The organism is Acinetobacter sp. Brlt_5, assembly GCF_051949055.1.
GTDB classification, from domain to species: domain Bacteria; phylum Pseudomonadota; class Gammaproteobacteria; order Pseudomonadales; family Moraxellaceae; genus Acinetobacter; species Acinetobacter indicus.
In genome coordinates this window covers 96,857-118,705 of sequence record NZ_JAYJLP010000005.1, presented here as the reverse complement: position 1 = coordinate 118,705, position 21,849 = coordinate 96,857, and the positions used below count along the sequence as shown (strand labels likewise).

Annotated in this window: 16 protein-coding genes; 9 read left to right on the top strand and 7 right to left on the bottom strand. The window is 48.1% G+C overall.

Features of this window, described 5'->3' with window-relative positions; translation table 11 throughout:
* Positions 1-96 precede the first annotated feature (96 nt).
* Positions 97-1,377 (top strand): 3-deoxy-D-manno-octulosonic acid transferase, encoded by a 1,281-nt coding sequence (locus VF685_RS05335; RefSeq protein ID WP_127801879.1) that lies wholly within the window; start codon positions 97-99, stop codon positions 1,375-1,377.
* 195 nt (positions 1,378-1,572) lie between these two features.
* Entirely contained in the window at positions 1,573-2,283 is a 711-nt protein-coding gene (locus tag VF685_RS05330) for a 16S rRNA (uracil(1498)-N(3))-methyltransferase (protein WP_005180773.1), read from the top strand.
* Here the strand turns inward: VF685_RS05330 and VF685_RS05325 are convergent.
* Positions 2,269-3,240: a mechanosensitive ion channel family protein gene (locus VF685_RS05325; RefSeq protein ID WP_168398867.1), complete on the bottom strand. Its 972-nt coding sequence runs from the start codon at positions 3,238-3,240 to the stop codon at positions 2,269-2,271. The two genes, VF685_RS05330 and VF685_RS05325, sit on opposite strands and share 15 nt — an antisense overlap.
* Positions 3,241-3,583: 343 nt before the next feature.
* Between VF685_RS05325 and acs the strand changes: the two genes are divergently transcribed.
* Together acs and VF685_RS05315 are read left to right on the top strand one after the other, a co-directional pair.
* Positions 3,584-5,527, top strand: coding sequence for an acetate--CoA ligase (gene acs / locus VF685_RS05320; RefSeq protein ID WP_127800535.1), 1,944 nt, complete (start codon positions 3,584-3,586; stop codon positions 5,525-5,527).
* A gap of 135 nt (positions 5,528-5,662) precedes the next feature.
* Positions 5,663-6,841, top strand: a complete 1,179-nt coding sequence (locus VF685_RS05315; RefSeq protein ID WP_286413597.1) for an acyl-CoA dehydrogenase family protein — start codon at positions 5,663-5,665, stop codon at positions 6,839-6,841.
* A 229-nt stretch (positions 6,842-7,070) separates the two neighbouring features.
* Here VF685_RS05315 and msuE read toward each other — a convergent pair whose 3' ends face one another.
* Positions 7,071-7,802 carry an FMN reductase gene (gene msuE / locus VF685_RS05310; protein ID WP_075167298.1) on the bottom strand — a complete coding sequence of 244 codons (732 nt, stop codon included), beginning with the start codon at positions 7,800-7,802 and terminating at the stop codon, positions 7,071-7,073.
* A 375-nt stretch (positions 7,803-8,177) separates the two neighbouring features.
* On the opposite strand from msuE, the gene VF685_RS05305 reads away from it, so the two are divergent.
* Positions 8,178-8,828: a response regulator gene (locus VF685_RS05305; RefSeq protein ID WP_005180757.1), complete on the top strand. Its 651-nt coding sequence runs from the start codon at positions 8,178-8,180 to the stop codon at positions 8,826-8,828.
* A gap of 65 nt (positions 8,829-8,893) precedes the next feature.
* Here VF685_RS05305 and VF685_RS05300 read toward each other — a convergent pair whose 3' ends face one another.
* Positions 8,894-9,661: a hypothetical protein gene (locus tag VF685_RS05300; protein ID WP_127799424.1), complete on the bottom strand. Its 768-nt coding sequence runs from the start codon at positions 9,659-9,661 to the stop codon at positions 8,894-8,896.
* Positions 9,662-10,066: 405 nt separating this feature from the next.
* Entirely contained in the window at positions 10,067-13,555 is a 3,489-nt protein-coding gene (locus VF685_RS05295) for a hybrid sensor histidine kinase/response regulator (RefSeq protein ID WP_127801063.1), read from the bottom strand.
* A 184-nt stretch (positions 13,556-13,739) separates the two neighbouring features.
* On the opposite strand from VF685_RS05295, the gene VF685_RS05290 reads away from it, so the two are divergent.
* On the top strand, positions 13,740-14,072 hold the full coding sequence (locus VF685_RS05290) for a DUF485 domain-containing protein (protein WP_005180745.1): 333 nt from the start codon (positions 13,740-13,742) through the stop codon (positions 14,070-14,072).
* 1 nt (position 14,073) lies between these two features.
* Positions 14,074-15,789, top strand: coding sequence for a cation acetate symporter (locus tag VF685_RS05285; RefSeq protein ID WP_163140950.1), 1,716 nt, complete (start codon positions 14,074-14,076; stop codon positions 15,787-15,789).
* 42 nt (positions 15,790-15,831) lie between these two features.
* Here the strand turns inward: VF685_RS05285 and VF685_RS05280 are convergent, their stop codons facing one another.
* Positions 15,832-16,731 (bottom strand): hypothetical protein, encoded by a 900-nt coding sequence (locus VF685_RS05280; protein ID WP_286384674.1) that lies wholly within the window; start codon positions 16,729-16,731, stop codon positions 15,832-15,834.
* A 3-nt stretch (positions 16,732-16,734) separates the two neighbouring features.
* Positions 16,735-17,259, bottom strand: a complete 525-nt coding sequence (locus VF685_RS05275) for a hypothetical protein (protein WP_286384673.1) — start codon at positions 17,257-17,259, stop codon at positions 16,735-16,737.
* A gap of 99 nt (positions 17,260-17,358) precedes the next feature.
* Here VF685_RS05275 and VF685_RS05270 point away from each other — a divergent pair, with 99 nt between their 5' ends.
* On the top strand, positions 17,359-18,039 hold the full coding sequence (locus tag VF685_RS05270; RefSeq protein WP_005180739.1) for an ion channel: 681 nt from the start codon (positions 17,359-17,361) through the stop codon (positions 18,037-18,039).
* A gap of 173 nt (positions 18,040-18,212) precedes the next feature.
* Positions 18,213-20,180: a BCCT family transporter gene (locus VF685_RS05265; protein ID WP_171431569.1), complete on the top strand. Its 1,968-nt coding sequence runs from the start codon at positions 18,213-18,215 to the stop codon at positions 20,178-20,180.
* 65 nt (positions 20,181-20,245) lie between these two features.
* On the opposite strand, the gene omp33-36 is transcribed toward VF685_RS05265, so the two are convergent.
* The gene (gene omp33-36, locus VF685_RS05260) at positions 20,246-21,136 is read right to left on the bottom strand and encodes a porin Omp33-36 (RefSeq protein WP_255209518.1); all 891 of its coding nucleotides are present in this window, start codon (positions 21,134-21,136) and stop codon (positions 20,246-20,248) included.
* Between the last annotated feature and the right edge of the window lie 713 nt (positions 21,137-21,849).

Below are 21,849 nucleotides of genomic sequence, written 5' to 3'. Positions count from 1 at the left end.
TTGTTGCTTTGCTTTTTTATTTGGAGCCATATCCATTAACATGAGGATAGGGCTCTGTTATATTCTCAGGGCAAAAAATCAGTTTGAGGCATCTCTTTGGCTACTCCGTTTTGGTATAACGCAGCGTTATCTGTTCTAAAACCGTTGTATCGGTCGCGTATTAAAAAGCGGGCCGAGAGTGAAGCGCAGTATCAGCAGGAAATTGTAGAGCGTTTCGGGCCATTTCAGCCGCCGAAAAATCTGCAGGCGATCTGGTTTCATGTGGTCTCGGTGGGAGAAACCAACGCGGCCCAGCCTTTAATTGAACATTATTTAAAAGCCGGTCATCCGGTGCTGGTCACCAACACCACCAAAACCGGACAGGCACGGGCTAAATCTCTCTTTTTAAAAGCACCGTATGAGGCGCTGTTTCAGGCAGTGTATTTACCAGCCGATCAAAAACATCTGATTCGGGATTTTTATCAGAAATATCAGCCGAAATTATTGCTGTTGATAGAAACCGAGCTGTGGCCGAACCTGATTGATCAGGCCCAAAACTTCCATGTGCCGTGCCTGTTGCTGAATGCACGGCTGTCCGAAAAATCGGCCAAAGGCTATGCCAAAGTCTCCGGCCTGACCCGGGCGATGTTGCAGGGTTTGACGCAGCTGTTGGTACAAGATCAGGCCTCACATAGCCGTTTTGTGGCACTCGGTGCAGTTGCTGAACAGACCCAGGTGGTGGGTAGTATCAAGTTTGATATTAGTGCACCGCCGGCCTTTATTGAACAGGCCAACATGTTGCAGCAGGACTGGCAGCTGGCAGGCCGTAAAGTGATCACACTGGCCAGCACCCATGCACCGGAAGAAAAAGACGTACTGGCCGTGTTAAAACCAGCCTTGATAGCAGATCCGGCGCTGGTTTGTATTGTGGTACCGCGCCATCCGGAACGTTTTGATGAGGTCTTTCACGCCGCACAGGCTTTGGGTTTGAGCACCCAACGCCGTAGCCTGGGACAGAAAATTGAAGCGGATACCCAGATTTATCTGGCAGATTCAATGGGTGAGATGTGGCTATGGTATGCACTTAGCCAAGCTTGTTATGTCGGCGGTTCTTTAAATGAACCGGGCGGTGGACACAATATTCTGGAGCCGATTGCGCTGCATGTGCCGACCATTCTGGGCAAGAATTATTTTAATTTTCAGACCATTGTTGATGAGTTTCTCGACGCTCAAGCGGTGGTGGTGGTAGAGAATGCTGAACAAGCGGCACAGACCATGCTGGAGATCTTATCGGATTCCTCCAAAGCACTGACTTTAAATACTGCAGCACAAAAGATTATGCGGCAGAATCAGGGTTCACTGGCAAAGCATATTTCGGTGATTGATCAATATCTTTGATGCTATTCTGATGGGTAAAGAAGCTGATTTTTATGGATTTACGAGATCAGATTCAAACCGGGCCTTCTCTTTATAGATTTAATACCAGGAGCTCTGCTTTCTTTTACTTTTGTTTCGGCAAAAGGAGTCCTGCCTCGGACCGTTGTGGATGACGTTTCCGCCTATCCAGTGATGGATTTGTTGAGTTATTTTTTTATGAATATTGTCCTTCTTGATCCTCGCCAAACTGAATCTGAACTGTGGTCGATTAGTTCAACGCGGCAGTTAGCGCATTTACAACAGCATCTGGATATTCAGGTTGGTGATACCCTGAAAGTTGGGATTCGTGAAGGCAAACGGTATCTCACGGAAATTATCGAAATTACAGACAAAACAGTTCGTCTAAAACCGTTAAAAGAAGAAGCTGTGCCAGCAAAATTGCCAGTGACGTTAATTGTGGCTTTACCACGTCCGAAAGTGCTGCGCCGTTTAATTATGGATGCAGTCACGGTCGGGGTGGAAAAAATTATCCTGATGCATAGCTATCGGGTCGATAAAAGCTACTGGCAGACGCCATTTTTACAGCAGCTGGAGCATTATATTGAACTGGGGCTGGAGCAGGCCGGCGATACCATTGCTCCAAAAGTTGAACTGTACAAACGCTTTAAACCCTTTGTTGAGGATGTTTTACCGGGTCTGATTAGCGCCGATTGTCCTGCCTATGTGGCACATCCCTATGCAGAGATGCGCATGCCTGCCGCGATTCAGCACCCGTGCAGCATTGTGATTGGGCCGGAAGGTGGTTTTATTCCTTATGAGGTCGATCTTTTGATACATAACGGCTGCCAGGCGGTGAGTCTGGGCAACCGGATTATCCGCACGGAAACCGTGATTCCGTATGTGCTGGGACGTTTATTTAGCCTCTGAGCTGTCTGCCACCGATGGATCACCGCGATAGACTTTCACTTCCTGCACCGGGTAAGGAATGGAAATGCCCTGTTCGGCAAAGCTTTGAATGACTTCTTCCTGAATTTTACTGATAGATGCCGCGCTATTGGTTTCGCTGGTATTAATCCACCATTGCACGCGTAAATTGACCGAGAAATTGGCCAGCGCATCGACATTAACGCTAAATTCCGGCTGGGTCAGAATGGTCGGGTCACGTTTCAGAATGCACATCACCAGATCTTTGGCTTTCTGAATGTCATCTTCATAGCCAATGCCGACCACAAATTCGCAGCGGCGGCGTGGAAAGGCAGTATTGACGGTAATGGCGCTGGTATAGACCGTGGCATTGGGAATCACAATGCGGCGACCATCGGCCGAGCGTAAAAAGGTGGCGCGAATCTGGATATCTTCGACCGTACCTTCCAGTCCATTCACCAGAATGCTGTCGCCAATCTTAAAGGGCTCACCCAGTAAAATCAGCACGCCGGAAAGCAGGTTCTGGAAAATATCCTTAAAGGCAAAGCCAATGGCAACCGAACCAATCCCGAGGGCGCTCATCAGCTGGCTTGGGGTAAAACCAGGAATGGCAATCACCAGACCAATTAAGAAACCGAAGAAGATAATCACCGAACTGCCAACCCGGTTCAGTACCAGCACCAGATTTTGCCGGGTATAACTGCGGTTGGATAAGGTTTTTTTCACAAAAAATTTAAACAGCTGGGCAATCAGCCAGAAAATCAGAATCACGCCAAGCGCGATCAGGAAATAGGGCACACGCTCCCAGAAGCCTTCCATGATTTTATCAATAGCAGAATAAGCATCATTGTATTTATGGGTATGTTCAATGACTTTCTGGGTGGTTTTTTCCGTGGCCTGTTGAATCAGCTCGGAAGTTTCTTGGGTGACTTCGCCCAGTTGGTTTTTTTCTTCGGCCACGAATCTGCCAGTCCTCAGCAATAAAATCGTATTTTGCCTGAAATCCGGCCGGATTATAATAAATATTCTGCAAGCGCGCTGCCGATTTTTGCAAAGTACACTGCGGTTTTGGCTACAAGCGGGTAGTTTTTAGAGATAAAGCTACCGCTTTTATACTGAAAAGTACGGCAAAGACATTGAATCTGCTGGTGTATCTGTGCTTAAAATTAAATCAATCGCTACGACCAAAGCATGATTGTGGTGGAGAAAAAATAAGCGTCATACTGCTGATATGCAGAAATAAAAAATCAAGAATGTGGCATACATCGCGTGATGAGATGAGAGAAGATCAAGGAAGTATAATATGAATGAGATCTATCCTGTACCCGAAGAATTTAAGAAAACTGCGCGTACCAACGAGGCAGAATATTTCGAACGTTATCAGCAATCCATTGAACAACCCGACGAGTTCTGGGCCGAGCAGGCCAAGCGTCTGGACTGGATTAAACCGTTTACCCAGGTCAAAAATACCAATTTTGATCCGGACAATTTCAAGATTGAATGGTTTGCCGATGGCCAGCTCAATGTCAGTGCCAACTGTCTGGACCGGCATTTAAAAGAACATCCTTATAAACCGGCAATTATCTGGGAAGGTGACCACCCTTCACGGCATAAAATTATTTCCTACCGTGAGCTGTACGATGAAACCTGCCGCTTTGCCAATGTGCTGAAGAAAAATGGCGTCACCAAAGGTGACCGCGTAGTGCTGTATATGCCAATGGTATCCGAGGCTGCCATTGCTATGCTGGCCTGTGCCCGGATTGGTGCGGTACATTGTGTGGTGTTTGGTGGATTCTCTCCAGATTCGCTGGCCAGCCGGATTGAAGACAGTCAGGCCAAACTGGTGATTACTGCGGATTCGGCCATGCGTGGCGGCAAGCCGATTTATTTAAAGGCCAATGTCGATCAGGCCCTTACTGTGGCCGGTACAGAGTCGGTGCAGAATGTGATTGTGGTCCACCGGACCGGTAACCCGATTGAAATGAAAGCCGGGCGTGACCTGTGGTATCACATGGAAATCATGACGGTTAATGAAATTTGCCCGCCTGAGCCAATGAATGCCGAAGACCCGTTATTTATTTTATATACCTCCGGTTCGACCGGCAAGCCGAAAGGGGTGCTGCACACCACCGGCGGTTATCTGACCTACGTCAACAGCACCTTCCGTGAAGTTTTTGATATTAAACAGGATGATGTGTTCTGGTGTACCGCTGATGTTGGCTGGGTGACCGGGCATTCCTATGTGATTTATGGACCATTATCGAATGGCACCACCACAGTGATGTTTGAAGGGGTGCCGCAATATCCGACCTGGGCGCGCACCGGGCATTTAATTGATAAACACAACGTCACGATTTTATATACCGCACCCACTGCGATTCGCGCCATGATGCGTGAAGGCGACAGCTTTGTACGGGAAAGTGACCGCAGCAGTCTACGTCTGCTTGGTTCGGTTGGTGAACCGATTAACCCGGAAGCCTGGAACTGGTACTACACCGTGGTTGGTGAAAGCCGCTGCCCAATTGTGGATACCTGGTGGCAAACCGAAACTGGCGGGATTCTGATGTCGCCGCTACCAGGGGCAACGCCACTGAAACCGGGCTCGGCCACGCGTCCGCTGTTTGGGGTACAACCGGCCCTGGTCGATGCCGAAGGCAATGAGCTGGAAGGCGAAGCCGAAGGCAACCTGATTATCAAGGATTCCTGGCCGGGACAAATGCGTACCATCTGGGGCGATCCGGCTCGCTTTATTGAAGCCTATTTTGCCACTTATCCGGGCAGTTACTTTACCGGAGATGGCGCGCGCCGTGATAAAGATGGCTATTACTGGATTACCGGCCGGGTCGATGATGTCCTGAATATTTCCGGACACCGTCTGGGCACGGCTGAAATTGAAAGTGCGCTGGTGGCACATGATGCAGTGGCCGAAGCCGCGGTGGTGGGCATACCGCATGATATTAAAGGTCAGGGCATTTGTACTTTTGTTACCCTGCAAGCCGGCGTGACAGAAAGTGATGAGCTGCGTACCGAACTGGTTAACTGGGTCCGGAAAATTCTGGGACCGGTGGCCACTCCAGATGCGCTGCATTGGGCACCGGCCTTACCAAAAACCCGTTCCGGTAAAATCATGCGCCGGATCCTGAGAAAAATTGCCGCCAATGAGCTGGATAGTCTGGGTGATACTTCGACCCTGGCGGAACCGCAAGTGGTGGATCAGCTGATTGCCACGGTGCAAGCCAGCCGTTAAAAATAAATATTAAGATACCGCCTCTCGCAGGCGGTATTTTTATGCTGAAAGCCGTGTAGCATAGCTGGACACGATGCGAGCACAACAGCCCGCTCCATCCACAGTATTACGATTGATCAAGGATATGATTTTCAGATGAACCCGACTACGACCACTGTTTTAGACCCGCTGGAAATTGCCCGGCAACTGGCCCGCCAGTTTGCCCAGACCGCTGCTGAACGTGACCGGCAGGGCGGTAATCCCAAAGCAGAGCGTGATCTGATTCGCCGTAGCGGATTGTTGAGTTTATCAATCCCGACAGAATATGGCGGGCAGGGTGCCACCTGGCCGACCATATTTAAAACGGTCCAGATTTTGGCACAAGCGGACAGCTCCTTGGCGCATGTCTATGCCTTTCATCATTTACTGATTGCCACCGTGCAGCTGTTTGCCCAGCCCGTACAATATCAGCACTGGTTACAACAGACAGTTCAGCAGCAGCTGTTCTGGGGCAATGCCCTGAATCCGCTGGATCGGCGTACCACGGTCACACCGGTTGCAGATTCTGAATATCTATTTCAGGGCGATAAAAGCTTCTGCTCCGGTTCGGTCGATTCAGACCTGTTGCTCTGTTCCGGTTATGATGCGACCGGCAGGCTTTTGATTGCGGTGATTCCGAGTACCCGGAGTGGTGTCCATTTTCTGGGTGACTGGCACAATATGGGACAGCGCCAGACCGATAGCGGCACGACCCATTTTGAACAGGTGCGTGTTCATCAACATGAATTGCTGCTGAATCCCGGACCGCTAAGTACGCCTTATGCCAGTTTGCGGCCGCTAATTGCACAACTGATTTTTGTGCATCTGTTTTTGGGTGTGGCCGAAGGGGCATTTGAAACCGCGATTCAGAGCGTGCAAGGTCAAAAAGCCTGGTCCAAATCTCGGGTCGAGCAGGCGGTGGATGACCCGTTTATTCAACGGCATTGCGCCGAGTTTTATCTGCAGCTGGAAAGTGTCCGGCTTTTGGCAGATAAAGCCGTGCAGAGTGTGCAGCAGGCTTGGCGCATCGGACCGGAACTCACGGCTGAACAGCGCGGTGAAGTAGCGGTGGCCATTGCTACGGCCAAAATTGCCTCGACCAATACCTCTTTATATATTACCGAGCACATGTTTCAGGTAATGGGCGCACGGGCCACCACCGCCCAGCTGAATCTGGACCGTTTCTGGCGCAATGTGCGTACTCAGACCCTGCATGATCCGGTAGATTATAAATATCAGGAACTGGGCGAATGGGTGCTGACTGGCAAAGTGCCAGATCCCAGTTTTTATTCTTAAGACTTAAACCGCTTCATTCTCATTTCAGTGAGTCAGAGCTTAAAATGAAAAAATCCCTCAAGCCGAGTCTTGAGGGAAAAATAAGGGGCCTGTTGTTGTGTTTATTTGATCCGGCATTGCAGCGATGTTTCGCTGCAAGCTTGCGGACCCAGGCTGCTGCAAGCCTGAATCCGCAGGATCAATGGCCAAGACTACACTCGGAAGAAGGGGATGCCAGCGGGTCAGCAGATTACGCCACTTGAGGTTTGACCTTGTTCTGATGCAGACGCGATTCTGCTGCATCCAGACTAGGTACTGCAGCAGAAGGTAGTACTTCATCCTGCTCAATCTGTTTATTAATGCCCAGGTTCTGGTTGGCCTGCTGGGTTTTACTTTTCACCACTTCGGCGCGCTGGCCTTTGGCCGGTGCCCATTCCAGAATGGGCAGGGCGCGTGCCACAGCCAACGTAATCCGGTCACGCAGGGCCTCGCTATGGATGGTGTATTCCGGGGTAAAGTCACGATCTGTGGCATAGACACCAATAGGCAAGGTTTGCGCCTGGAAAAAGCTGAATAACGGACGCAGCTGATGCTCCAGTACCAAGGCATGGCGGTCACTACCCCCCGATGCCGCCAGTAATACCGGTACATCTACCAGCGCAGTCTGTTCGACAAAATCAAAGAAATGTTTGAATAGACCGGTAAAGGAGGCGCGATATACCGGTGTACCGACAATTAATGCATCCGCTGCTTCAACGGCAGCCAGATCATCCTGCACGCGCTGTGGCAACTGCTTGCGGTAAATGGCGCCGCCCAGCAAAGGGGCAATTTCACTGAATTTAATAAAATGCACCTGAATCGGGGTGGCTTCGCCCAGTTCATCAATAATGGCTTGTACCAAAGCTTCGGTTTTAGACGGATGATTTAAGCCGCCCGATACTGCGACAATATTGAGTGGTTTGGTTGAATTGAAAACAGACATAGGCTTACCTGAATTGTGGTTGATCTCGGAATGTCTGTTATTAATCAATAGTTGAATTACCCTGTAAAATAAGCAAATACAGAAAAGTTATCTGTTTTTCAGATAACTTTAAAATGAGCAATTAATAACTAAATTTAATGAAATAAATAATTGAAATTTATACTTATATGCGACTCAGATAAGCATCTGAATCAGGCTGATAAATGTTATATCAAAATCAGATTTCCTATCTCAGATTTAAGAAAATGTAAGAAAATATGAATAATCGGACAAAAAATCTCGTTTAAGCCAAAAATAGTTCACTCTTGCATATCCTTAACCGCATTTGTATGGGTAGAATAGGAGCCATTGTGCACAAGATCTCTCATGTCACTTATGAATATTTTAATCGTTGATGATCATCCGCTGTTTCGTCATGCTTTAATTCAGGCTGTACGCTATAGCTTACCGCAAGCTCAAATTCATGAAACTGCTGCAGTCAATGAATTCTATGAACGTTTAGAAAAAGGACCTGAACCTGATCTTGTTCTTCTCGATTTAAATTTGCCAGGCGCTTCGGGTTTCTCTGCGCTGGTGCATGTGCGTGCACAATATCCTTCAATTCCGATTATTGTGGTGTCGGCACATGAAGAAGTGTCGATTATCCAGCGTGCCATTGCGCATGGTGCCATGGGTTATATTCCAAAATCTGCCCACCCAAGCCATATTGGCGAAGCGATTCGTCAGGTGCTGGAAGGCGAAATCTGGTTACCGCCAAACCTGCCGGCCAATGTCAATTTTGACCCGCGTGCTGCCGATGAAACTGCACTGGCAGAGCGGATTCAGTCCTTAACGCCGCAGCAGTTCCGTGTGTTGATGATGGTGGCTGAAGGTTTGCTGAATAAACAGATTGCCTATGAACTGGATGTTTCTGAAGCGACCATTAAGGCACACGTGACGGCGATTTTCCGTAAACTGGGCGTACAAAACCGTACCCAGGCGGTATTGGCGATTAATGCGCTGAATATTGAAGAAAAGAAAATCTAAATATTGAAAAATATATAAAAAGGACATCAAATGATGTCCTTTTTGTTTTGCAGATCGGCTAAGGCTTAAGCCAGACAATCCTGTTTCGGTGTGGCATCGGTACAGAACAGCGGATTCAAAGCGCATTGCAATTCATCAATCTGTTCCTGAGTCACATAGTCCTGAGATTTTAAGTAGTCGGCAATACGATCATCGCGCAGGCTTAAAAATGCCGGATCATAGACGCCTAAATCGACAAATAGCGCGGCAGTTTCCAGACTGTTAAAACGGTCCAAATAGACATCATTGCCATACATCAGGAAGATATGATCTTCATGGGAATGAATATCTACACCTAAACGCTGTGCCAGTTCATGCGGCGGGGTTTTGATAAACAGTAAATCGGACAGTTCATCAAACTGGCTGGTATCGAGTTCGGTTTTATCGGTTTTGACTTTGCCGAGCCAGGCTTTAAATACCAGGACCGCACCACCGCGCAGCAGCATGCTCCAGATCTGGTGACGGGTGGTGGCACCAAGACAGTCACATTCAGTTTCCAGCGAACGCAGCAGTTTCTGTTCCTGTTCAGACAGTTTTTCAAACAGGCCCAGTCCTTGTGGTTTATAGGCTGCCGGACTAAATACATCAAAATGCAGTTCATCAAAGACCTGTAAGGCCAGCGGTACAGCGGTTTGATAAATGGTATTCAGGGCTTCAATATGCGCATGTTCTAATTTGCTGTGCTGAAACAGGGTTTTCCAGTCGATGGCCGGCAACAGGGCATTGGCGCCATACTGACGGTGAAACTGTTGGTTCTGCTCATGACCTTGCTGTACTGCGCTTGAAAGATTCATCAAAAAACTCCTCTAGGCTGGATGATGATCAGCTCCGGACAGGACGTTCAGGGGCTCATCTCCAGACTAAACACTGATCTTTTCTTTTTAATGTCTTTTTTATGCGCGTATTGCTACATATCAGATATACGACTAAAGTCTAATGTGTATTTTTTAATCAAAAAATAATTTTAAAAATCATAAGATTAAAATTTTGTAACCAGGTATACAGCTGTACACTGAGATTTTTGGTAGCCTTTGCCATAGTAAATAATTCAATGGAATTTTCTGCCAATGGCTGGCAGGCAGATAGCGCCTGTTTTGAGCAGTTTTGCCTAGCGGGCTGCAATAAATCGCCATTTTCAGGCCCAAAATACAAAACCTCTTTGTTGCCGAAGCCGCAAAGAGGTTTCAAAATATGTCAGCCTAAGCTGAAATTTTCAGACCGGATAACCAGGCTCGCAAGGAGGCCGGTTTCAGCGGTTTTTTCAGCAACACGATATTCAGCTCTTTTAGACGCTGCGGTAATTCCGGATCCGAATCGGCGGTAATTAATGCCACTGGTACATTTTCCTGACGGTTGGCCAGAATAAAGTCCAGACCGACTTTATTGTTATTTAAATGCTGATCGACCAGCCAGACCTGAATATTTTCCTGCTGGATAATCTCCAGGGCCTGTTCCGGTTCGGTGGCTTTAAAGACCTGATAGCCCCATTTGCCCAATAAGGTCGCCATGCCTTCTAAAATGGTTTCATCATTATCCAGACACAGAATCTTATAGGCCTTGGTTTTCAGCGGTACGGCCTGAACCGGTGCAGCCACGGCTTTAGGTGCATCCACCACCGGTACTTCAATCATGAAGCAGGAGCCCTGTCCGAGAGTGGAATAGACATAGACCGGATAATCCAGCAGGCTGGTCATACGCTGCACAATGGCCAGACCGAGGCCCAGACCCTGTTCACCCCACGGCGAGGTATGGCCGCAACGTTCAAATTCCTGGAACAGTTTAATGCGCTGTTCTTCGGCAATGCCGGGACCGGTATCCCAGACCCCGATGCGGATATGCTGCGGACGCTGTGCAGAACGTAATACCCCGACCACGACTTTGCCTTTGGCGGTATAACGCAGTGCATTGCTGACAAAGTTTTGGATAATCCGGCGAATCCATTGCGGATCGGTGTCAATCCAGAACTGGGCATCATGCACGGCAAACTGGATGCCACGCTGTGCAGCAATGGATTTAAATTGCAGTTCCAGATCACTGAGCAGGTCATGCAGTGGATAAAGCTGACGTTTTGGCTGAATGGTGCCGCCTTCTAAACGGGCAATATCCAGCAGCGCAGACAGCATACTTTCAGCCCCATGCAGCGCACGATCCAGCTGCTGCAAGGTTTTACGGTCATCATCTGACTGGATGCTTTGCTCCAGCGCGGTACTGAACAGACGGGCTGCGTGCATCGGCTGTAATAGGTCATGACTGGCCGCGGCAATAAAGCGGCTCTTGGACATATTGGCTTTATCGGCCTGTTCGCGCGCCAGCTGCTGTTCGGCCAGGGCATCGGCCAATTGCTGGGTACGGTCCTGCACGCGTGCTTCAAGGACCGCTTCATTTTCACGGAAGGCGGTAATATCGGCAAAGGTGGTCACGAAGCCGCCGCCTTCAATCGGATTACCGCGCATTTGAATTACGCGGCCATCTTTACGGATACGTTCAAACTCATGCGCACTGCCGACTTTCATCCAGTGAATCCGTTTACGCACGTGTTCTTCCACCGAGCCCGGGCCACATTCGCCGCGTTCGGCGTTATAGCGGATCAGGTCGGCAATTGGACAGCCGACATAGACAATATCTTTTGGATAATCAAACAGTTTTAGATATTGATTGTTCCAGGCCACCAAACACATGTTTTCATCGACCACGCTTACCCCTTGCGTCATGTGGTCGATCATGGTCATGATCAGATTCTGGTTAAAGCGTTGCCATTGGGAGGCCTGGTCAAGAATATTGGCGACCTGACCCAGTGCCAGACCATTGTTGACCATCGCCGTGGTGAGCAGGGTCCGTGCCGATGCCGCGCCAATGGTGCCGGCCAGATACTGTTCGGTAAAACGCCACCACATGCCGTTGGCATTGCTGTTTTCATTCAGCACCACATTATTCTGTTCACTGAACTGCCGGAAGGCCTGCATGGTTGGCTCATCGCCGGTAATGCGTTTGGCCAGCGTAATCAGGTCACCGACTTTTAAACGCGCCACATCCTGATGCGAATAGCTGACTTCATTGCTGGTGGTGTGCGATGGCAGCGGCTTGGTTTCATAGTAGAAGAAACTTTCAGCCTGAATCTGTTCAGCCACACTCGGGCGGAACATGCGCGATACCCAGACATACAGCAATAGGTTCAGACCAAGTGACCAGACCACACCATGTGTCAGCGGCGCAAATGATTCAAAACCTAACAGCGCTTCCGGACGTAAGCCATTAATGCCAAATGGACCGACGGTTAAATAGTACTGGGTAATCGCTGAGAACTGCTCTGGCAGACTGCGTAAAACTGTTGGCCAGAGCAGGGTATAGGCCCACATGATAAAACCGACAATCAGGCCGGCATAAACACCCTGTTTACTGCCGCCGCGCCAGTACAGCCCGCCAATCAGGGCAGGGGAGAACTGCGCTACCGCACTAAAGGCCAGTAAACCGAAGACCGAAAGCTGGTCAATATCATTAAAGAAATGGAAGAACAGGAAGCCAAGCAGCATCACTGCCAGAATACAGATGCGGCGGGTGAATTTCAGCACCAGTGGTAGCCGTTTGTCATGACGTGAAATCAGGCCCGAGCGCCACAGCGCCGGCATGATCAGGTCATTACTGAGCATGATCGACAGCGCCACTGAAGATACCAGCAACATCCCGGTTGAAGCCGAAAAACCACCCAGGAAGGCCAGTAAGGTCAGCCATTCCTGATTGTAGCTGAGCGGTAAGGACAGCACGGCGACATCCGGAATCATCAGATATTGCGGCGCTGCATGTAAGGCCCAGCTGGCAATTGGAATAATCGCGATGGTGGTTAAAATCAGATAAACGGCAAACCAGCGCCGTGCCCCGCGAATATGTTTTTCATCGCGTAATTCGACCACCGCCACGTGGAACTGGCGTGGCAAGCAGATAATCGCCAGTGCGGCCAGCAGGGTTTGCACCCAGAAAGTTTCCGGTACGCCCAACAGCTGCACTTCATGGAAGGTCTGGGCCACATCATTGCTGATCTGCTTCAGGTTATCGGCCGATTCAAAGACAAAGAAACCGGCCACACAGAGCAGGGCAAACAGCTTGACGAAAGATTCAAACGCCACCGCCAGCATTAAACCGCCGTGCTGTTCGGTGTTGGCAATTTGCCGGGTGCCAAACAGCATCGCCAGAATTGCCAGCAGCGCGGTTAAAAACAGTACACCATTGGTGGTACTTTCGACATGAGTGGTCTGATCCAGAATTACGGCAGCACTTAAGGCAATTGCGCGTAACTGCAGGGCCAGATAGGGAATAATCGCAATGACTGCCAGAATGGTCACCAGCGAGGCCAGGGCACCACTTTTGCCATATCGCGCTGCCACGAAGTCGGCAATCGAAGAAATGGCATGATGCTGCCGGACCCGTCCCAAACGGCGCCAGATGTCATAGCCAACCGCCACGAACAACAGCGGCCCTAAATAGATCGGCAGGAAGATGATGCCTTCGCGTACCGCTGCACCGGTGGCCCCATAAAAGGTCCAGGATGAACAGTAGACGCCCAAGGTCAGACTGAACAGCAGCATACGACCGCGCGTACTGAGGCGGCTCGCATGTTTTTCACCAAAAAATGCACAAATAAAAAGTAATGCAATATAAAGGGCTAACACCCCGATAATCAGCCAGCTGTTCATAATACCCGCGGTGTATTTATCTCGCGTTATAATACTCTATTCGTGAACGCATCAGTTTGAATTGCTCAAAATTTAACGACCAAAGTCTAAATTACAAGCACCCTACAAACTTGTTAGTTTTCATCATGAATATAATTCAAATTAAAAATTACGCCTAAGGCTGGGCGTTTCAAGGAGTAAAACTATGGATGAGGCTCAAGTAGATCGAATTCTACACAATCCAAAATTCAAAGAAATGGTTGCAAAAAAGCGTAATCTTAGCTGGACGCTCACCGCAATCATGTTAATCGTTTATGTCGGCTTCATGTTGTTAGTTGGCTATAACAAAGAGTTTCTATTATCTTCCATTTCTGGTGGCGTGACGACCTGGGGTATTCCACTGGGTCTGGGCATCATCGTGTTATCTTTCATTTTGTGTGCAGTGTATTCCTATATTGCGAATAACAAGCTGGATCAACTGAATGAAGAAGCAATGCGTGAAGTAGAAGCAATTGCACAACAAAAAGGACAAGACTAAGATGAAATGGACTTCATTGAAGGCGCAAGCTGCTGCAGCTTCAGCGTTGATGATGTCAGGTATGGCTTTTGCCGCACCTGATCTGGGCGCAGCAGAACAACAAGCCACCAACTGGCCTGCAATTATCATGTTCCTGATCTTTGTGGGTGCGACCCTGTTCATTACCAAATGGGCGGCGAAACAAACCACCAATACCAAAGACTTCTATACTGCCGGTGGTGGTATTTCAGGTTTCCAAAACGGTCTGGCCATTGCCGGTGACTATATGTCGGCTGCGTCTTTCCTGGGTATTTCCGCCATGGTGTTTATGTCAGGCTTCGACGGCTTGCTGTATTCACTGGGCTTCATGGTGGGCTGGCCAATCGTATTGTTCCTGATTGCAGAACGTTTACGTAACCTGGGTAAATACAACCTGTCTGACGTAGTTTCCTTCCGTTTATCAGAAAAACCGGTACGTACCCTGGCGGCATTCAGCTCGCTAGTCGTCGTCGCGTTCTATCTGATTGCACAGATGGTGGGTGCAGGTCAGCTGATCAAACTGCTGTTCGGTCTGAACTATAACATTGCAGTTGTGCTGGTTGGCTTATTGATGATGGCTTACGTTATGTTCGGCGGCATGCTGGCAACGACCTGGGTACAGATCATTAAAGCGGTACTGTTACTGTCTGGTGCAACCTTCATGGCCTTCATGGTAATGAAAGGCGTGGGCTTCAGCTTCACCAATATGTTTGAACAATCAATTCAGGTGTTCTCGAAGGTACATGACCTGAGCCTGGCTGATGCAGCCAATATCATGGGTCCAGGTAGCCTGGCATCTAACCCGATTGATGCGATCTCACTGGGTCTGGCATTAATGTTCGGTACTGCAGGTCTGCCACACATCCTGATGCGTTTCTTCACGGTAAAAGATGCCAAAGAAGCACGTAAATCTGTTGTGGTTGCAACCGGCTTTATTGGTTACTTCTACCTGTTAACCTTCATCATTGGTTTTGGTGCGATCCTTTATGTATCAAACAACCCACAATTCCTTGATGTTGCGAAAATGGCAGTTACTGGCAAGTTAGAACTTGTTGGTGGTAACAACATGGCTGCGGTGCACTTGGCTGATGCGGTTGGCGGTGACCTGTTCATGGGCTTCATTTCAGCAGTAGCATTCGCCACAATTCTTGCGGTGGTTGCCGGTCTGACCCTGTCAGGTGCTTCAGCAATCTCTCACGACTTGTATGCCAACGTATTCAAGAAAGGTCAAACTACACCTGAATCTGAACTGCGCATGTCTAAAATCGCAACTTTAGGTTTAGCGATCTTCGCGATGATTCTGGGTATTCTGTTCGAGAAACAAAACGTTGCCTTCATGGTGGGTCTGGCATTCTCGGTAGCGGCATGTGCGAACTTCCCGGTACTGGTTCTGTCGATGTTCTGGAAAGGTTTAACCACACGTGGTGCGGTAATTGGTGGTGTTGCAGGTCTAGTGTCTGCTGTCGTGCTGATCGTATTGTCGAAAGCTGTTTGGGTCGATACGCTGGCAATTTCTGATACACCAGTGGTGCCATTTAACGGTCCTGCAATCTTCGCAATGCCATTGTCATTCTTCTGCTGCTGGTTGTTCTCGATTACCGATAACTCTGCGCAAGCACAAGCGGAACGTAAAGCATTCGATGCACAGTTTGTCCGCTCACAAACCGGTATTGGTATCTCAGGTGCATCTGATCACTAAGATGAGCAGATATGCCTAAAAAAAGCCCCGCAAGGGGCTTTTTTATGGCTGCGGTTTTTGCTTGCTGGCCCAGTAGGCCTGTAGTTTGCGATATAGCGCTGATTCTTTTTCAAACCAGGTGGCTTTGGCATTCAGTAACAGCTTGGCGACCAGGTAGGCACCCGTGACCTGACCGACCACCGGTAGACCCAACAGCAGACCAATAAAGGCAATTTTACTGACCTTGATGCCAGATACTTTGGCCGCCATCCATTTAAATTCTGACCAGCTGATTTCCTGCTGCTGATAGTGCCGGAACAGTTCATAAATCGCCAGTGAAACACTGGCCACGGAGATGGCCGGAAAGTAGTCCCAGAAGTGTTCATCATTCGGGTCTTTGGCGGTAACAATTACATCAATCGCATCTTCCACGCTCTGGGTCAGCTCTTTGGTGCTGAGACCAGAACTTTCCAGACCCAACTGTGCCGCGATTTCTTCAGTGGCAAGCAACATTTCTTCAGGAGGGGCAGCAATCCAGTCTTTGCCGGTGCCAGTACCTTCGATGGCTTTTAGTTGCAGTTGCCAGCTTTCGCCGCTGTGCTGATCGGCCAGAAGCACATCAAAATCGGTATGGTCGTGCTGGTCCAGATACGCGGCATATAGACTGTCGCCATCTTCATGGTCCAGCCGTACAAACTCCATATCATGCAACATGCCTTTAACCGTCGATACCAGCCCGACAATCTGCTGCTCATCAAAACCCTGTAAATAAGCCTGAATATCTTCCAGAGGGGCGTTTGCCAGTTCAGCATGGCTGCGTCTTAATGCAGCCAGTACCGCCTGATCCGCTTCAGTCAGTTGCGGCGTGCGCGCGTTCCAGGCCAGTTTGGCCAATACGGTGGTGATGGCCAGCGCATCAAAATTTTTACGGAGATAGTGAATCGGAGAGGACGATCGGGTCATGGCTTAATCCTCTGGCTGTTGCAGCTGCTCTGCCTGAGTCTGTCCCTGTTTTTTACCTTGCTGGAACGCCTGTTTCCATACCGCTTTAATGCGTTCCTCACTGAGTTTTTCATTACGGGCTTTATGGGAAAAATACAGATCAGCCACTTTCATAATCGCAAAAGTCAGGCCGTAGACCAGTGGAATGGTCAGCAGGCCGCCAAAGCCAAAGGTCACGGTTTTCCAGACCCCCAGTGCAATCTGCTGCGCGGCGATGCCCAAACCCACCAGCCCGATCAGTTCCTTGACCCAGTCCAGCGCTTCATTGTCGGTCAGTTTAATACCGTGAATGGCAGCAATCCGGCTGGCAAAGTAGCCTTGTAAGGGTGTCAGAATCAGAATATCGGCAAAAGGCAGGGGCTGAATGGCGACACCGGCACAGGTGGCACAGGCCAGATGGGTGATTTTGGCAATTTTTTTATCCTGAGAAAGATCATCCCGGAATTCAATCTGGGTGATTTCTTGACGTACTTTTTCTGTAATTTTCATACAAAGGAGTGATCTGTCTGCGCTTTTAAGCATGCTATGGTAATCAGAACAAAAAAGAAAGTGATGTCCGCATTACACCAAGATACCCAGGATGTGCCCATGCAAGCATTCATTGATTTATGGAAAGGATTCCGGCTGTTGCCTTCGGCCTGGCTGCTGTTAATGCAGTTTTTTATTCTCGTGTTGTCGCTGCTCAGTCATCATGCCACCTATCGCGTGCTGATCTGGATGCTGGGCGTGGTGGTATTGCTGTTAATTGCCAAAGTCATTCGTCAGACCCCGATGTTTACTTTTTTAGGGCTGAGCTTTGTCACGGGCGCCTTGTTCTTTTCTCTGCTGATTGTGCTGGGGGTTAACAACCCGACCGTGCTGGTGATTAGTCATGCCTTTGAAGCCGCGGCCTATTTAAGTGCGGCCTATGGCTTGCTGCGTTATATGTTTGAAGACCGTTATCTAACCCGCGATGAACTGTTTGCCGCCGGCGCGGTATTCACCTTAATTGCCTGGGCGTTTGCCTTTGTTTATAACATTTGCCAGATTCTCGATCCTTCCAGTTTTTATCATCCGACCCAACCAGATTTGCAAAGCTGGCTGGATCTACTGTTTCTGAGTTTCAGTCTGCAGTCTGCCACCGGCCTGTCTGACCTGATGCCGATTGGTCCGGCGGTACGGGTGATTGCCATGCTGCAAATGTTTTGCGGAGTGATGTATCTGGCCTTAATTGTTTCCCGGCTGATTGCCTTGCAATACATTCGTCATTTGCCCAGAAATAAAGATTAATCATTGGCTAGCTATGCTGCTGTTACAGCTCCTCAATAGTGTTTTGGTTGTAATCGGACTAAGCTGTGCGCGAGTTTAAGCTCACGACACTCATCTTTTGTTCACCTTTGCGGTGAATGCTGCCCGGACCTGAAGCGTCTGTCTATCATCTTTAAAAATAAAATGGGGGAGTTATGCCTTCCGAAAAATTGCCCTGGTGGGGCAATATCAATCCGAATGTATTTATCAGTACGGTCGCGGTTATTGCGATTTTTCTGGCGGTGGTGTTGCTGGCGCCCAATAGTTTTGAACTGCTGACCCAGCGCATGAACCAGTGGATTACCGATTCTTTTAGCTGGTTCTATGTATTGTCGGTGGCGGTGTTTCTGATTCTGCTGATTTATATAGCACTGTCCGATATGGGTAAAATCAAGCTTGGTCCGGACCATAGCCAGCCGGAATATCATCAGGGTTCCTGGTTTGCAATGTTGTTTACCGCCGGGATGGGCATTGGCCTGATGTTCTTTGGCGTGGCTGAACCGGTGATGCACTATGTTTCACCACCGGTCGGTGAGCCGGCCACCATCCAGGCAGCGCAGCAGGCGATGCGCATTTCTTTTTTCCACTGGGGCATTCATGCCTGGGCCATTTATGCGCTGGTCGGGCTGGCACTGGCTTATTTTGCTTACCGGCACAATCTGCCGCTAAAAGTCCGTTCGGCCCTGTATCCGCTGATTGGCTCAAAAATTTACGGCCCGCTCGGAGATGGGATTGATACCTTTGCCACGCTCGGCACTGTCTTCGGAATTGCCACCACTTTAGGTTTTGGTGTGACTCAGATCAATTCGGGGCTGAATTATTTATTCGGGATTGAGCAAAGCGCCAGTACCCAGATGATCCTGATTATTGTGGTCAGCAGCATGGCGTCTTTATCGGTGTTTTTTGGCTTGGACAAAGGTATTAAACGGCTGTCAGAGCTGAATCTGGTGCTGGCGGTGGTGCTGCTGTTATTTGTATTTATAACGGGGCCGAGTATCTATTTACTACAAACCACCATTCAGAATATTGGTCAGTATGCCTCGAATCTGTTTCATATGACCTTCAATTTATATGCCTATCAACCGAGTGGCTGGATTGGGGGCTGGACCATCATGTACTGGGCCTGGTGGATTTCCTGGTCGCCATTTGTGGGACTGTTTATTGCCCGGGTGTCCAAAGGACGCAGTATCCGTGAATTTATTGTGGGAGTAATGCTGATTCCAACCGGTTTTACTTTGGTCTGGATGGGTTTTATGGGCAATGCCGCGCTGAATAGCATTTTGCATGAGGCGAACCTGCAACTGATGACCGCGGTACAGCAGGATTCCTCGGTGGCCCTGTTTGAGTTTTTAAGTAATCTGCCTTTTGCTTCCATCATGAGTCTGCTGGCGACCCTGCTGGTGATGCTGTTTTTTGTTACTTCGGCAGATTCGGGTGCGCTGGTCACAGATTTTCTCACTGCAAAAACAGAACATTCTCCGGTCTGGCAACGGCTGTTCTGGACCGTGTTGATGGCGGTGCTGGCGATTATCCTGCTATTGGCCGGTGGCCTGAGTGCGCTCCAGTCGGCCACCATTATGAGTGCCTTGCCATTTACCCTCATTCTGCTGCTGATGTGCTGGGGCCTGCTCAAAGCCCTACGGCTAGATGTCACCAAAATGAATGCCTTGCAGGAAGCGCGGATTACGCCGCGCGCCATTCATAATCCACGCAGCTGGCAACAGCGTCTGGGGCTGATCATGCATTATCCGCATAGCCAGGCTGAGGTAGAACAGTATATTCAGATTCAGGTACAGCAGGCTTTTGAGAATATTCAAAAGGAATTCCAGAAGCGGCATCTGACTGTGTCGATTGATTCACTAGAAGATGGCCTGCGTTTAAAGGTCGATCATCAGCATGAGATTAACTTTATTTATCAGGTGGTGTCCCGTGAAACTGTGCCGCCGAGCTTTATGCCAGAAGTTACGGCCGATGCGCCGTTTTATCAGGCTGAGGTATTTTTAAGAGAGGGCGGGCAGAACTACGATGTAATGGACTGGACCCAGGAAGATTTACTACAGGATATCCTGGATCAATATGAACGGCATTTATATTTCCTGAGTATTGTACGTAGTCCGGAATAATCATTTCTTTCAAACAAAAAAAGACGCTCATAGAGCGTCTTTTTTACATCAGTTTCTAAATCAGATTAGAAACGGAATTTAGCATTTAAGCCAACAGTTTGAGTATCTACTGCTGCATTTTCAGCGTTAGCATTTACATAGCTTGCGCCAACTGCAACTGCTGGAGTGATGAAGTAGTTTACGTTTGCACCCCAAGCTGAATCAATTAGGAAATCACCGCTAGTTTCAGCATAAGAAGCACCTACGCTAAGAGCAGGCGTTAAGTAAAGATCAGTTTTCAGGTTGTACGCTGTGCTTTCACCGTAAACAAGGCCAGTTTCAAAACCGATTGCCATGTTTGTACCATCAATTGCACCCACGTATTTAGTACGTGCAGTAATAGCATCTTGATCTTCATTGATTGTTAATGCTTCACCAACGGCTTTAACTGCACCATTTGCAAGTGTACCGAAGGCATCAACAGCCATTGTGTCAGCAATGCTGGTATAACCTACAGCAACCAGAAAGTTTGGTGCTAGCAATGCACCCACTTCTAATGCATAGCGGTCGCCATTGTCATCAGCAGTAAATTCATTTTTGCCATCGTTGTGCGTGTGGCTATAAGAAGCGCTTGCATAGGCTGGAACGAATTTTGTCGGAATGTAAGCTTCAGCTTTAGCACCGTAAACATGAGATTCTACATCTGAACGACCACCTTCACGTGGCGCATCGTATTGACCATATTGGTAAGCTAAAGAAAAGTTAGATGCTTGGTTTAAAAATGCAGCTTCAGCTAAAGGACCTTTAGTTGAATCAACATTTTTGAAGTAGTAAGTACCTTGAACTGCACCAGTAAAGTTTTGATCGTTTTCAGTTGTATCTAGGAATTCTGATTGACCTTGAACTTCAAATTGGTACGCTTGAGCACCGGTCATGGCTAATAATAAAGCTGTGGCTAAACCGAGTTTTTTCATGATAGTTACCAGTTTTGTTAAAAATGGATTAAACAATAGGCATTGTATTGTAACAATTTATTAAGTCAATGAAGACAAAGGAGATTATTTGGTTGAGTAATTGCTCTAAAATGCGTATAGGCGAAAAAGTAGTCAATTGATAAATCTGTTGTCAACCTAAAAAGTGTATAAAGAACAAGCGGCTAAATCTCATTTGCGAAAGAAAAGTGTTTGCTGCCTCACTTTTATTTATAGTTAATATGAATTGATTCAATATAAATTATCTATAAAAGCAATCTAATAAAAATGTGAAAAGCAGCGCATAAGGCTTAAAAAATGAAACTTAAGACCAAGATTATGTAGCTGAAATTGATAACGCTTTACTTTTTTTCTACGTTTTCTGGTTTTTATAGGTCTAAATTCGCTGACTATTAATACTGGTTAAACTAAAAGCAGACTATTTTAATAGGCTTTACAAAAAGTGTGATAAGTATCATAATGGCTAGGTAAAGTTATACCGTTTGGTTAGCTTTATCGAAATTGTGATTTCGGTCATGATTTTTCTTGATGCAGGACTAGAGGTTAGAGGAACTGCACTGAGATTCTCCACAAAGTTTTACTTTTTATATGCCCAGCTTTCCCCAAGGCTGGGTTTTTTTTATGCCTGAACCCTGTAGTCAGGATTAAAAACCGCTTAAGTATAAATTTATTGTGCACTGTGTTGGTGCAATATTTCT

Bases quoted from the DNA above. Each gene is read 5' to 3' on its own strand.
- VF685_RS05330 (WP_005180773.1), top strand. From the start codon at position 1,573: ATGAATATTGTCCTTCTTGATCCTCGCCAAACTGAATCTGAACTGTGG.
- acs (WP_127800535.1), top strand. From the start codon at position 3,584: ATGAATGAGATCTATCCTGTACCCGAAGAATTTAAGAAAACTGCGCGT.
- VF685_RS05315 (WP_286413597.1), top strand. From the start codon at position 5,663: ATGAACCCGACTACGACCACTGTTTTAGACCCGCTGGAAATTGCCCGG.
- msuE (WP_075167298.1), bottom strand. From the start codon at position 7,802: ATGTCTGTTTTCAATTCAACCAAACCACTCAATATTGTCGCAGTATCG.
- VF685_RS05305 (WP_005180757.1), top strand. From the start codon at position 8,178: ATGAATATTTTAATCGTTGATGATCATCCGCTGTTTCGTCATGCTTTA.
- VF685_RS05300 (WP_127799424.1), bottom strand. From the start codon at position 9,661: ATGAATCTTTCAAGCGCAGTACAGCAAGGTCATGAGCAGAACCAACAG.
- VF685_RS05295 (WP_127801063.1), bottom strand. From the start codon at position 13,555: ATGAACAGCTGGCTGATTATCGGGGTGTTAGCCCTTTATATTGCATTA.
- VF685_RS05290 (WP_005180745.1), top strand. From the start codon at position 13,740: ATGGATGAGGCTCAAGTAGATCGAATTCTACACAATCCAAAATTCAAA.
- VF685_RS05285 (WP_163140950.1), top strand. From the start codon at position 14,074: ATGAAATGGACTTCATTGAAGGCGCAAGCTGCTGCAGCTTCAGCGTTG.
- VF685_RS05280 (WP_286384674.1), bottom strand. From the start codon at position 16,731: ATGACCCGATCGTCCTCTCCGATTCACTATCTCCGTAAAAATTTTGAT.
- VF685_RS05275 (WP_286384673.1), bottom strand. From the start codon at position 17,259: ATGAAAATTACAGAAAAAGTACGTCAAGAAATCACCCAGATTGAATTC.
- VF685_RS05270 (WP_005180739.1), top strand. From the start codon at position 17,359: ATGCAAGCATTCATTGATTTATGGAAAGGATTCCGGCTGTTGCCTTCG.
- VF685_RS05265 (WP_171431569.1), top strand. From the start codon at position 18,213: ATGCCTTCCGAAAAATTGCCCTGGTGGGGCAATATCAATCCGAATGTA.